The organism is Streptomyces griseiscabiei, assembly GCF_020010925.1.
Classification (GTDB): domain Bacteria; phylum Actinomycetota; class Actinomycetes; order Streptomycetales; family Streptomycetaceae; genus Streptomyces; species Streptomyces griseiscabiei.
The window spans coordinates 140,064-152,897 of sequence record NZ_JAGJBZ010000002.1; the positions used below are offsets into that span (position 1 = coordinate 140,064).

11 protein-coding genes are annotated in these 12,834 nt (G+C 72.1%); 6 read left to right on the forward strand and 5 right to left on the reverse strand.

Annotated elements, in window-relative coordinates; genetic code table 11:
* Positions 1–137: 137 nt before the first annotated feature.
* From J8M51_RS18205 to J8M51_RS18225, 5 genes are all read left to right on the forward strand, one after another.
* Positions 138–890, forward strand: a complete 753-nt coding sequence (locus J8M51_RS18205) for a GntR family transcriptional regulator (RefSeq protein ID WP_216588199.1) — start codon at positions 138–140, stop codon at positions 888–890.
* 444 nt (positions 891–1,334) lie between these two features.
* Positions 1,335–1,535 carry an SPOR domain-containing protein gene (locus J8M51_RS18210; RefSeq protein ID WP_086764779.1) on the forward strand — a complete coding sequence of 67 codons (201 nt, stop codon included), beginning with the start codon at positions 1,335–1,337 and terminating at the stop codon, positions 1,533–1,535.
* A 45-nt stretch (positions 1,536–1,580) separates the two neighbouring features.
* The gene (locus J8M51_RS18215; RefSeq protein WP_216588200.1) at positions 1,581–1,985 is read left to right on the forward strand and encodes a (deoxy)nucleoside triphosphate pyrophosphohydrolase; all 405 of its coding nucleotides are present in this window, start codon (positions 1,581–1,583) and stop codon (positions 1,983–1,985) included.
* 263 nt (positions 1,986–2,248) lie between these two features.
* Positions 2,249–2,656: an ATP-binding protein gene (locus J8M51_RS18220; protein WP_216588201.1), complete on the forward strand. Its 408-nt coding sequence runs from the start codon at positions 2,249–2,251 to the stop codon at positions 2,654–2,656.
* 275 nt (positions 2,657–2,931) lie between these two features.
* The gene (locus J8M51_RS18225; protein ID WP_398856391.1) at positions 2,932–5,790 is read left to right on the forward strand and encodes a SpoIIE family protein phosphatase; all 2,859 of its coding nucleotides are present in this window, start codon (positions 2,932–2,934) and stop codon (positions 5,788–5,790) included.
* 108 nt (positions 5,791–5,898) lie between these two features.
* Here J8M51_RS18225 and J8M51_RS18230 read toward each other — a convergent pair whose 3' ends face one another.
* Positions 5,899–7,941: a hypothetical protein gene (locus tag J8M51_RS18230; protein WP_267299317.1), complete on the reverse strand. Its 2,043-nt coding sequence runs from the start codon at positions 7,939–7,941 to the stop codon at positions 5,899–5,901.
* A gap of 209 nt (positions 7,942–8,150) precedes the next feature.
* On the opposite strand from J8M51_RS18230, the gene J8M51_RS18235 reads away from it, so the two are divergent.
* The gene (locus tag J8M51_RS18235; protein WP_086751691.1) at positions 8,151–8,447 is read left to right on the forward strand and encodes a hypothetical protein; all 297 of its coding nucleotides are present in this window, start codon (positions 8,151–8,153) and stop codon (positions 8,445–8,447) included.
* Positions 8,448–8,501: 54 nt separating this feature from the next.
* Here the strand turns inward: J8M51_RS18235 and J8M51_RS18240 are convergent, their stop codons facing one another.
* The 4 genes from J8M51_RS18240 to J8M51_RS18255 are packed head-to-tail and all read right to left on the reverse strand — an operon-like array spanning position 8,502 to position 12,423.
* Positions 8,502–9,287, reverse strand: coding sequence for a succinate dehydrogenase/fumarate reductase iron-sulfur subunit (locus tag J8M51_RS18240; RefSeq protein WP_086751689.1), 786 nt, complete (start codon positions 9,285–9,287; stop codon positions 8,502–8,504).
* A complete protein-coding gene (locus J8M51_RS18245) occupies positions 9,284–11,236 on the reverse strand; it encodes a fumarate reductase/succinate dehydrogenase flavoprotein subunit (RefSeq protein ID WP_086751686.1) in 1,953 nt (650 codons plus the stop codon). Before J8M51_RS18245 ends, J8M51_RS18240 begins: the two co-directional genes overlap by 4 nt.
* Positions 11,236–12,072: a hypothetical protein gene (locus J8M51_RS18250; protein ID WP_267299318.1), complete on the reverse strand. Its 837-nt coding sequence runs from the start codon at positions 12,070–12,072 to the stop codon at positions 11,236–11,238. Before J8M51_RS18250 ends, J8M51_RS18245 begins: the two co-directional genes overlap by 1 nt.
* Before the next feature lie 60 nt (positions 12,073–12,132).
* Entirely contained in the window at positions 12,133–12,423 is a 291-nt protein-coding gene (locus J8M51_RS18255; protein ID WP_216588205.1) for a hypothetical protein, read from the reverse strand.
* Between the last annotated feature and the right edge of the window lie 411 nt (positions 12,424–12,834).

Sequence of the window (12,834 nt, forward strand, 5' to 3'; positions counted from 1 at the left end):
AGTGGGGAGAAAGTGCCTGCGTAAAGCCCTCACCGGTCACATGTCATCACATCGAGTGATTCTCTGGCCTTTGCTTGCATGGTCGAACCCACGGTTGCCACGCTGTTGCTGTCTGTACATCCAGATGGGAGCGGCCAGTGACTTTCGGTGAGCAGCCGGCGTACCTGCGTGTCGCGGGTGATCTCCGCAGGAAGATCGTGAACGGATCGCTGCCGCCGCACACCCGTCTCCCGTCCCAGGCCCGTATCCGCGAGGAGTACGGCGTCTCGGACACGGTCGCGCTGGAGGCCCGCAAGGTGCTCATGGCCGAGGGCCTGGTGGAGGGCCGCTCCGGCTCGGGCACGTATGTCCGGGAGAGGCCGGTGCCGCGCCGGGTCTCCCGCTCCGGGTTCCGGCCCGCCGGCGGTGCCACGCCCTTCCGGCAGGAGCAGGCCGACTCCGGGGCGCGTGGGACCTGGGAGTCGCGCAGCGAGCAGATCGAGGCGGGCCGGACGGTCGCCGAGCGGCTCGCGATCCAGCTCGGCGACCGCGTGATGTGCACCCGGTACACCTTCCGGGACGCGGGGGAGACGATGATGCTCTCCACCTCCTGGGAGCCCCTCGCCCTCACCGGCCGCACCCCCGTGATGCTCCCCGAGGAGGGCCCCCTCGGGGGCATGGGCGTCGTCGAGCGCATGGCGGCCATCGACGTGGTCGTGGACAACGTCACCGAGGAGGTCGGCGCCCGCCCCGGCCTCGCCGAGGAGCTGCTCGCCCTCGGTGGTGTCCCCGGCCATGTCGTCCTGGTCGTCCATCGCACGTACTTCGCCTCCGGCCGCCCGGTGGAGACGGCCGATGTGGTGGTCCCCGCGGACCGCTACCAGGTGGCGTACCACTTGCCGGTGAAGTGAGCCCGCGCTGCCGGTGGTTCGGAAACCGGCTGATTCCGTGTGTACGGGACGATGACGCGGGCATGGGTCAAGTGGCCCTTGCCGGAGGGAAGTTGGACTTGTCAGAGCCTCGGGGCTTCGTCCGAACGTAGTTCGAATTCGGTCGTTCTTGCCGCCGGGGCGGTGCGACGTCCGGCGGCGGCCCGTTTCGGGCGAATGATGCTGGGCCGCTGCTCGTTGCGGCGTTGGGGGGCGCGCGGGTAGTGATCGACGGCGCGTTCGACGGGGTGCGCCCCCCTCGTCTTGGCTGGTTGCGTACCTCTTTGTGAAAAGGCGGATTCGCTGCGTAAAGGTTAGGCGTACGCTCGGGCATATGCGGATTGCGGTTTCCTTAGGTGGCGGGGCGCGGCGGCATCCGGGGGTGGGACCTGGGCGTGCCGGGGCGGGAAGGAGCGGTGGGGGTCGATGAACGACGGCACGATCACTCTTCCCTGGCTCGTCATAAGGCAGGACGACAACGGCAATCGCTACCGGGTGGGCAGGTACGCGACGCGTGCCGAGGCGCAGAAGATCGCGGACAGCCTCGACAGCCGTGGTCACAAGCAGCTCTACTGGGTCGAACGTGTCGGGCAGAACGGCCAGAACGGGCAGAGTGGGAACAACTGATTTCCCCGCCCCGGTGTCCGCCCCCGCTCCCGTAGGCTCCCGCGCATGACCGAACCGATCGTGGTGGTGGGAGCCGCTCTGCTGAACGACGGGCGACTGCTCGCCGCGCGTCGCAGCGCACCGCCTGAGCTGGCCGGACGCTGGGAACTGCCGGGCGGCAAGGTGGAGCCCGGCGAGTCTCCCGAACAGGCGCTCGTGCGGGAGTTGCGGGAAGAGCTGGGTGTCGAGGCGAAGTCCGCGGAGCGCGTGCCCGGTGAGTGGGTCGTGCGGCCGGGGTATGTGCTGCGGGTCTGGATCGCCCATCTGCTGTCCGGGGAGCCCCGGGCGCTGGAGGATCACGACGAGTTGCGCTGGCTGACCGTGGACGAGGTGTGGGACGTCGACTGGCTCGACCAGGACGTGCCGGCCGTGATGGAGGCGGCGCGGGTGGCTTGGGGGGACGGGGGCTGACGGGTGCCGCCCCTGTCCGGGTGCGGTGCCCCTTCGCCCCCATTCGCGCTCCGCGCGGGGACGCGTGGTCGAGTGCGGGTTCGGTGGGGGCCGGTCGCGCGGTTCCCCGCGTCCCTCGGAAGGGCCTGCGGCCCTTCCGGTTCTGCGCTCGTCTACGCCGTTCGTGCCACAGTGCGCCCTCGTGCGCGGTACTTCGGGCGGGATATCGGGTATGTGCCCATTAACCCCATGAAACCGGACAGGGTCTGCTTCTGGACTGGGAAGTGATCGGCGTGACCGACAGCGGAGACGACGGCGCCGAGTGGACCTTTCCGGCGGAGCCGGGGGCGGTGCGGGGAGCTCGGGCGGTGGTGCGCGGGCAGCTGCGTGCGTGGGGGCTCGACGTGCTCGGGGACATCACCACCCTGTTGGTGAGCGAGCTGGTGACCAACGCGCTGCGGCATGCCACGGGACCCATCGGGGTGCGGCTCGTGCGTCCCGTCGGCCCCTCGGGCGCACTCCTGGTCGAGGTCTCCGACCCCCTGCCCGATCCCCCGCGTGAGCGCGCGGCCGCCGTCGACGACGAGAGCGGCCGGGGTCTGCAGTTGGTGGCCTGCTCCGCGCGGGCCTGGGGTACCCGGCCCGGGGAGTCGGGCAAGACGGTCTGGTTCGAACTGGCGGTTCCCGGCTGAGCGGACCGGTCGGCGTACAGGGCGAAGGTCCTGGTGCACGGCGGGAGTCCACGGCGTACGGACGGGGGGAGGGGGCGGCTCCCCGGGGCGCGCGTGCGACCGACTGGTTCAAGCCAGTAGCGCTGGCTGGAGTCTTTGGTTCGAGGGGGCAACGCCTGGTTAGAAGACTTGGGAGTATGTTCCGGCCGGTCCAAAAACGATCGGGACCGTGCTGTGATCGTGAACACCGTGTTGCGCGGCGCCGTAGTGCTGGATACTGCGGGCAGCCGCCCCTGGTGACCGAAGCCGGACGCGGTGAGCTGGAGGGGACGGTTCGCGTGAGCGAGATACCAGCGAAGGCCACGAAGTCCACGGGTTCCAGGAACCCGTCGGACCGCGCGAGGCCCGAGGCCGCAGGCGATTCCGGCCTGGGCGGAGCCACGCGCGACAGCGGGGCCGCACGCGACAGAACGGGCGGCGGGCCGACGGGCGGCGGGCCCGAGGGACGTACGTCCGGAGGCGAGGCTTCCGGAAATCGGGCGTCCGGAGGCGGGGCGTCCGGCGCGCGCGGTGGTGATGCCGGTGCCGGTGTGTCCGACGGCGGCGCGAGTGTCATGGGTGGTCACGGCACCGGTGACTCGATGTGGCAGACCAGCCCGCCCGGGTCCATGTACGACTACATCAAGGTCGCTTCGTTCTCGATCGGTCCCGACGGACTCGTGGACCAGTGGAGTCTGCGGGCCGAGCAGTTGTTCGGCATCACGGCGGCGAGTGCCGTGGGGATGGACCCCATCGAGGCGTTCGTCGACCCCGACCGGCGTGCAGAGGGCCAGCGGAAGATGGCCGAGGTCCTCGACGGCCGGGAGTGGACCGGAGTGGTCCCCTTCCGGATGCCGGGCCCCGAAGGGGTGGAGGGGCTCGCCGAGGTCTATGTGATGCCCACCACCGTGGAGGGCGGCGAACGGGCCGCCGTGTGCATCGTCGTGGACGTCCGCACCCTGCGCCGGATCGAGACCGACCTTGCCGCTTCGCAGGCTATTTTCGGCCAATCTCCGTTCGGGTTCCTTCTGATAGACACCGATCTCCGGGTGCGGCGCGCCAACCACCGCTTCGCCGCCGTCTACGGCGGCGACGTCGACGACCATCGCGGCCGGGGTGTCCACGACTATCTGCAGTCCCCGGAGGCCGAGCGGGTCGAGGCGACCCTGCGCCGGGTCATGGAGACCGGCGACTCCATCACCGACATGCACATCACGGGCCTCGTGCCCGGCTCCGAGGAGCGCCGCCACTGGTCCATCAACCTCTTCCGCGTGCACAGCGGCAGCGGCCGGCCCATCGGCATCGCCTGGCTCGCCACCGACATCACGGCCCGCCGCTCCGCCGCCCGTGAGGCCGCCGCCGCCCGGCGGAATCTCGCCCTCCTCAACGAGGCCGGGACGCGCATCGGCAACTCCCTCGACCTGGAGACCACCGCCCGCGAACTCCTCGACGTCGTCGTCCCCGGCTTCTGCGACCTCGCCACCGTCGACCTCTACCAGGGCCTGCTGGTCGGCGACGAGACCCCGCCCGGACTCGCCGACGGCAGCGCGGAACTGCGCCGGGTCGCCTTCGCCAGCGCCGTCTCCGACGCGCCCTTCGTCGGCGGACCCGCCCCCGTACGCGTCGGTGCCGTCCACCACTACCCGTTCAACTCGCCCTGCGCGGACGCCCTGCGCACCGCGCGCCCCCAGCAGGTGCCCGAGGACGGCAGCCTGATCCAGTCGACGCTCGCCGTGCCGATGGTCGCGCACGACACCGTCGTCGGACTCGTGCAGTTCTCCCGCACCAAGGGCAGCGAGCCGTTCGGGGAACGCGACCGGGCCCTCGCCGTCGAACTGGCCGCGCGCGCCGCCGTCTGCATCGACAACGCGCGCCTGTACCGCCGTGAGCACGAACGCGCCCTCATCCTCCAGCGCTCCCTGCTCCCCCCGGGCGACCCCGAGGCCTCCGGGCTCGACATCGCCTGCCGCTATCTGCCGGGCAACGCGGCCACCGAGGTCGGCGGCGACTGGTTCGACGTCATCGAACTCCCCGGCCACCGCACGGCACTCGTCGTCGGCGACGTGATGGGCCGCGGACTGCGGGCAGCGGTGGCGATGGGTGAACTTCGTACGGCCGTTCGCACGTTGGCCCTGCTGGATCTCGAACCCGCCGAGGTCCTCTCGGCGCTCGACGAGATCGCCCGGGGCCTCGGCACCCCCGGCGGCGTCCAGTCCGCCAGCCGTACCTCCGCCGGCCGGCCCCGCGACAAGGACCTCTCCGAGGTCTACCTCGCCACCTGCGTCTACGCCGTCTACGACTCCGTCACCCGGCGCTGCACCTTCGCCAACGCGGGCCATCTGCCGCCGGTGCTGGTCGAGCCCGGCGAGAGCGCGCTGATGCTCGACGTGCCGCCCGGCATGCCGCTCGGAGTCGGCGGCGAGCCGTTCGAGGAGGTGGAGGTCGAACTACCCGAAGGCGCACTGTTGGCGCTCTACACGGATGGACTGGTCGAATCGCGCGACCACCCCCTGGACGAGGGCCTCCAGGCGTTCGTCGGCGCTCTCACCGACCCCGCCCAGCCGCCCACCGCGCTGCGCTCCGACACCCCCCGGTCCCTGGAGGACGTCTGCGACCACGTCCTCAACACCCTCGACACCCACCACGGCGAGGACGACATCGCGCTGCTGATGGCCCGGGTGCAGGGGCTGCCGGAGGACTCCGTCGGCGACTGGACGCTGCCGCGTGAGCCGCGCAGCGTGGGCCGGGCGCGGGAGTACGCCCGCGCGCGGCTGCAGGCGTGGGACCTGGAACCGCTCGTCGACACGGCGGAGCTGCTGGTCAGCGAGCTGGTCACCAACGCCCTCCGGTACGGCGAGGGGGAGATACGGCTGCGGCTGCTGCTCGACCGGACGCTGGTGTGCGAGGTATGGGACGCGGGGCTGGTGCAGCCGCGTCGGCGCCGGGCCCGCGACACGGACGAGGGCGGGCGCGGGCTGCAGCTCGTCGGGCTGCTCTCCGCGGCGTGGGGGTCCCGGCGGACGCCTCGCGGCAAGACGGTGTGGTTCGAACTGCCGCTGCCGGGCGGGGAGCACGGGCTGACCGATCCGGCGGAGGCGTTGCTGAGCCTGTTCTAGGCCGGGTCCGGTCGTGGCCGTCGCGGGGGAGTGGTCGCGGTGGCCGTCGGTGGGGGTTTGCCGCGCGGTTCCCCGCGCCCCTTGGGGCGCGGGTGTGGAGCCGCTTCCTCAGAACTGGCCGCCCGCTGTCCTGCGGGCCCGGGTCGCCGTACCGCCGAAGCAGGCGGGGCCGCGCAGGTCGGCCCGGCCGGTGCCGTCGGGAGGCTCGCCGAGGATGATGCCGCCCAGGAGGGCACCCGCCAGTCCGTCGCCGACCGGGCCGCCGTACGGATTGCCGTACGCCCGGACGTCCTGCTCGGCCAGCCGCCGGGCCTCTTGGGCGAGGGCGTGGGCCCGCTGGGGCTGCCCGTCCGTCAAGTGCCGTTCCGCCTCCGACAGCCGGGTTCTGGCCGGTGCGCCCACCGCTCCCCGGTGCGTGGTGACGAAGTCGGCCGCTGCGGCGACCGCGCTGCGGGCCGGCAGGAGCCAGTCGCCTCGGTCGCGGAGGGCGTCCAGAGGGTCGGCGGACGGGGAGCCCTGCTCGGCGGCGGCGGTCGCGCTGGCCTCTGCCAGCTCGGCGGCCAGCCGCTCCACCCCGCCGACGAACAGGTCCGCCTGGTCGATCGCGCCCTCGGCCGCCCTCAGATGTACGGCGGCGGTGCCCAGGTCACCGGGGTAGGCGGCCTGCCGGGCCCGGTTCAGCTCGGTGGTGGCGAAGACCAGGCGGTCCTTGGCCTGTTCGACATGGCCGGTGACCGGGAGGGAGACGGCCGGGGCGTACTCGTCGCGGAGGGTCACGAGGGTGGAGGCGGCGGTCGCCGTACGGCCGGTCAGCTCGCGGAAGCGGGTCTCCGCGTGTTCCAGGGCCGGAGTGATGTCCCGCTCCAGGGCGCGGAGTTGGTCGAAGGCGGGCGTCGCCGTGTCGAGCCGCCGCTGTGCCGTCGTGCACCGGGTGAGGATCTCCTCCAGCAGCGCGCGTTCCTCGTCGGCCGCCGGCTCCCCGTGCCCCTCGTCCAGCCGCAGCCCCGCCCGGAAAGCCGCCCCCAGCTCCCCCCGCGCATCCGCCAAGGCCTCCACGAACGGCGCCACCGCGTCCCGCACCGCGGGCGTCTCCGCGAAGGGCTGGGCGGGGTCCAGCGCGATCGACCCGACCGGGGGGACCTCGCCGGCCGCTCCTGGACGCCTTCCGGCCGACTTCTCCGGGTACGTGTCGGCGGCTCCATCTCGGTGCGCCTCGGCCGACCTCGTCGAGTGGGCCTCGGCCGACTCCTCCGAGGGTGCGTCGGGCGCTCCCTCCGGCGGCCCTCCGGCCGGCCCGTGCGGGGTCGGCTCGGCCGGTTCCTCCGGGACGGTTCCGGTCGGTTCAGCCTCTGTCGGCTTCTCCGGTCCCTCCGGGTGCGCCGCGTTGGCTGTGGGGCCGGAAGGGGGCGGTGCGGCGTCGGTACGGTCCGGCCAAGCCTTCGTGTCGGGGTGGTCCGGCCGGGGCTCGGCGGGGTCGGTGTCGGCCGGTGGGTGGTCCGGGTGAGGGCGGGGGGCGTCGTGGTCGGCGGGTGCCGCTTCCGGGGATGTGGTGTGGTCTTCGGCCTTCGGCCCGGGGGGATCGGTCTCGGTGTGGTCCGGCGGAGCGTTCCCGGGTGGGGCGGTGGTCGTGCGGCCCGGTCTGGCCGCGGCGAAGCGGAGTTCCTCCGTGCTCGTGCGGACGCTGTCGTCCGTCTCGACGAGCAGGCGCCGCGCGCGGCTGTGGAGGTCGGGCAGGGGGGCGGCCGGCGGTACGAAGGCACCCCTCGGGGTCGTGCGCAGCCGGGCGCGGCGCCGGCGCCGTACGAGGGAGTACGCGGCCAGCGCCACCGCCGTGCCCGCGGCGGCCACCGGCAGGACCAGGTCCGCCCCGGAGGTCTCGTCGCCGTCCGGGGCGACCGCCGACCCGGAGGTCGCCCCGTCGTCCGTGGCCGCCACGAACCGCGGACCGACAGCGGCCGGTGCGGGCGGGGCCGGGACCATGGGCCCCTCGACGAAGCCGGGGCGCAGGGGGCGTACGCCGACGACCGGGGTCACGAGCCGCTCGTCGGGCGGCGGTCCCGTGGGCCGGACACCGGCCGGTTCGGTGGCCGTGGGCAGGAGCAGCCAGGCCATGGCTGCGAGGCCGCCGAACACGGTGTGGGCCAGACGCACGGCTATGTGCGACGTGGCGCCCCGCGCTCGGCCTCTTCTCGGACGCGACGTCACATTTGGGAGCGTATGGCCGCTCTCGCGCGGTCGCGAGCGGGGTGGGGCGGACCGGGGACGCCGGACCCTGTGCCGCCGGGCCCTGTGCCGATGGCGGGGGCATGCCATGATCGTCGAGTCGGGGAGGCGGAGGAGGCAGGGGGGTGGGGCAGGGCATGCTGACGAACATCGGGATCGGATGTCTCGCGGCGGCGGTGGTGGCCACGGTCGTGTTCGGGGTCGCCGCGATCCGTACGGGATGGTTGCTGCCGTGGCTGCGGCGCGGCACGCTACGACCCGTGCTGTGGGGTTACGCCACGCTCGCCGGCGGTGCGGGCCTGTGCCTGTGGTGCGTCGGCATGGCGGCGGCCGAACGCGCGGAGGTCTTCGGGATCGCGGGCCTGCTCCTGATCGTCACGAACACCGTGCTGTCGTACCTCGCGACCCGCCCCGGCCGGGTCATCACCCCGTGACGACCCCGGCAGGGCGAATCCTCGCCCCGACCGGGGCCGGGCAGGTCCTCGTCGTCACCGGTCCGGAGCCGCGGACGTACGCCTCCTGATCTTCGAGCCCAGCCACACCAGCGGGTCGTACTTGCGGTCGACGGCGCGCTCCTTCAGCGGGATCAGCGCGTTGTCCGTGATCTTGATGCCCTCGGGGCACACCTCCGTGCAGCACTTGGTGATGTTGCAGTAGCCGAGGCCGTGTTCGTCCTGGGCGGTGGCCTTGCGGTCCAGGCCGGTGTCCTCGGCCGCGTCCAGCGGGTGCATGTCCAGTTCGGCGACGCGCATCAGGAAACGGGGGCCGGCGAAGGCCGTCTTGTTCTCCTCGTGGTCGCGGACGACATGGCAGGTGTCCTGGCAGAGGAAGCACTCGATGCACTTCCGGAACTCCTGCGAGCGGTCCACGTCCTCCTGCATCATCCGGTACTCGCCGGGGCCGAGCTTCTCCGGCGGCACGAAGGACGGCACCTCGCGCGCCTTGGTGTAGTTGAACCCGACGTCCGTGACCAGGTCCCGGATCACCGGGAAGGCCCGCAGCGGGGTCACGGTGATCGTCTCGTCCCGTTCGAACACCGACATCCGGGTCATGCACATCAGCCGGGGCCGCCCGTTGATCTCCGCCGAGCACGAACCGCACTTGCCCGCCTTGCAGTTCCAGCGGACGGCGAGGTCGGGGACCTGGGTGGCCTGGAGGCGGTGGATGATGTCGAGGACCACCTCGCCCTCGTTGACCTCGACCCTGAAGTCGTCGAGGCCGCCGCCGCCCACATCGCCCCGCCACACCTTGAACCGGGCCTGGTAGCCGCTCACTCGTACAGCTCCTCTTCGGCGAGGTACTTGACCAGCTCCTCCTTGTCGAAGAGGGCGAGCAGGTCGGGACGGATGGCTTCGGTGGTCTCACGGGTGAGGGCGATCTGCCCGACGGCGGGATCCCAGGTCTCCGGTCCGCCCGTCGGGTCGGCGAGCCGGCAGACCAGGTTGACCCGGCGCCAGAGGCGGTCCATCGTCGGATGGTCCTCACGGGTGTGACCGCCGCGGGACTCCGTACGCTCCAGCGCCGCCCGCGCCACACACTCGCTGACCAGCAGCATGTTCCGCAGATCGAGGGCGAGGTGCCAGCCGGGGTTGAACTGCCGGTGCCCCTCCACCCCCGCCCGGCGCGCCCGCACCCGCAGATCGGCCAGCTTCCGCAGCGCCTGCTCCATCTCGCCCTCGCGGCGGATGATGCCGACCAGGTCGTTCATGGCCTGCTGGAGCTCCTGATGGAGGGTGTACGGGTTCTCCGGCGGCCGGCCCGAGGCCGCTTCGGTCTGCCCGGGCGCCGGGCCCTCGGCGGAGAACGGGCGCAGTGCCTCGGCGGCGGCCGTGTCGATCTGTGTGTCGTCCACCGGGGGGCGTGCGCCGCCGAGACCCGCCGCGTACCCGGCCGCGTGCAGCCCCGCCCGGCGGCCGAACACCAGCAGGTCGGAGAGGGAGTTGCCGCCCAGCCGGTTGGAGCCGTGCATGCCGCCGGCCACCTCACCGGCCGCGAACAGGCCCGGCACCCCGCGTGCCGCCGCCGTGTCCGACTCGACCGCGATCCCGCCCATCACGTAGTGACAGGTCGGCCCGACCTCCATGGCCTCCGCCGTGATGTCGACGTCCGCCAGCTCCTTGAACTGGTGGTACATCGAGGGGAGCCGGCGCCGGATGGTCTCCGCCGGCATCCGGGTGGACACGTCCAGGAAGACCCCGCCGTGCGGGGAGCCCCGGCCCGCCTTCACCTCGGCGTTGATGGCCCGCGCCACCTCGTCGCGCGGCAGCAGCTCGGGCGGGCGCCGGTTGTGGTCCGGGTCCTCGTACCAGCGGTCGCCCTCCTCCTCGGACTCCGCGTACTTCTCCTTGAACACGTCCGGGATGTAGTCGAACATGAACCGCTTGTTCTCGGAGTTCCTGAGCACCCCGCCGTCCCCGCGCACCGACTCCGTGACCAGGATGCCCTTCACCGACGGCGGCCAGACCATGCCCGTCGGATGGAACTGCACGAACTCCATGTTCAGCAGCGGCGCGCCCGCGAGCAGGGCCAGCGCGTGGCCGTCGCCCGTGTACTCCCACGAGTTCGAGGTCACCTTGAAGGACTTGCCGATGCCCCCGGTGGCGATCACCACGGCCGGCGCTTCGAGGACGAGGAAACGGCCCGACTCGCGCTCGTAGCCGAAGACCCCGGAGACCCGCGCACCGTCCTTGAGGACCCGGGTGACCGTGCACTCCTGGAAGACCTTCAGCCGGGACTCGTAGTCACCGGTCTCCTTGTGGTCCTCCTGCTGGAGCGCGACGATCTTCTGCTGGAGGGTGCGGATGAGTTCGAGTCCCGTACGGTCGCCGACATGCGCCAGGCGCGGGTACTCGTGGCCGCCGAAGTTGCGCTGCGAGATCCGGCCGTCCTTCGTACGGTCGAAGAGGGCGCCCCAGGTCTCCAGTTCCCACACCCGGTCGGGGGCCTCTCGGGCGTGCAGCTCGGCCATCCGCCACTGGTTGAGGAACTTGCCGCCGCGCATGGTGTCGCGGAAGTGGACCTGCCAGTTGTCACCGGAGTTGACATTGCCCATCGCGGCCGCGATGCCGCCCTCGGCCATCACCGTATGGGCCTTGCCGAACAGGGACTTGCAGATCACGGCCGTCCGGGCGCCCCGCTCACGGGCCTCGATCGCGGCGCGCAGTCCGGCGCCGCCGGCGCCGATCACGACGACGTCCCACTCCTGTCGTTCGACCACGGACATCAGAACAACCTCGGATCGTCGAAGGCGCCGGACGCGACCAGGTACACATAGAAGTCGGCGAGTCCCACGCTGATCAGGGACGCCCAGGCCAGCTGCATATGGCGGGCGTTGAGCTTCCCGACCCAGCTCCACATCCGATAGCGCACGGGATGCCTGGAGAAGTGCTTGAGCTTGCCGCCGACGATGTGCCGGCACGAGTGGCAGGACAGGGTGTACGCCCAGATCAGCACGATGTTGACGAGGAACACCAGGGTGCCGAGACCCATGTGGCCCCACTCGTAGTGCTCGTCGCGGAAGGCCAGCACCGTGTCGTAGGTGAGGATGCCGGCGACGAGGAGGGCCGCGTAGAAGAAGTACCGGTGGAGGTTCTGCAGGATCAGCGGGAAGCGGGTCTCACCGGAGTACTTCTGGTGCGGCTCGGCCACCGCGCAGGCGGGCGGGGACGCCCAGAAGCCGCGGTAGTAGGCCTTGCGGTAGTAGTAGCAGGTCAGGCGGAAGCCGAGTGGGAAGATCAGGATGATGATCGCCGGCGAGAGGCCCCACCAGCCGCCGAGGATCTCCCAGTTGGGGCCGCCGCGCATGGGCTCGCAGCGTTCCGCCAGACAGGGCGAGTAGAACGGCGAGACGTAGGGGGCCGCGTAGTAGTGCTCGTCGGCGAAGGCCCGCCAGGTCGAGTACACGATGAAGGCGAGCAGTCCGGCGGCCGTGGCGGCGGGGGCCAGCCACCAGCGGTCGGTGCGCAGATGCGGGGCGGAGATCGCGGCGCGCGTACGGTTCCGCACGCCGCCGCGCGGTGGATGGGGTTCTGTTGCGGGTGGTTCCGTACCAGTGGCCAACGGGGGACTCCCGGTCGGGCGGTCGGTTGGATGCGGTCGTCTCGGTGGGCGGTGGCGCGGTCAGGGGGCGCGGCGGTCGCGGGAGCCGAGCCCCTCGTCGTCGGAGTCCGTCCACAGGGAACTGTCGTACGGGGTGTCGGGGATGGGGACGAGGTCGGGGCGGCGCGGCTTCGCCAGCTCGGGGGCGGCCTCGCCGAGCAGCGCGATGCTCTCGCGCAGATGGTCGGCGTCGGTTCGGACGCGGCGTATCTCCAGGCCGGCGCCGCCGAGTTGCTGCTCCAGGCGGCGTACGGACCGGGTCAGCTCGTCCAGGCAGCGCCGGACCGACGCCAAGTCGTCGTGCACGGACATGACTTGCCCTCGCTTTCACGGGGATCGGAGCCCCAAGGCGGCAATGTTCATGCGCCTGCGAGTGTTGCGCGTCACACCGGCCGGTGGGAAGCGGATTGCGGTTTTCTTTTGCGCGGGTGGGCTTCGCCGGGTGGGGTGCGTGGGCGGGTGCGGGTCCGGTGGTGCCTCTCGCGCAGTTCCCCGCACCCCTGAAAAGCAGGGGCTTGCGCCCCGAGCTTTTCGTCCCGAAAGGGCCGCAGGCCTCTTTCAGGGGCGCGGGGAACTGCGCGACCAGCCCCCACTCACGCGCGGCCGAAACACCTACGCACCCCCTGGAGCCGGCGCAGCCAAACGGGTGGGTTCCGGCGCGCCCCCCGTCGTGTCGGCCGCCCCGCCGGGGCCCCGTCCTCTTCAGTGGGCCGCATCCGTCTG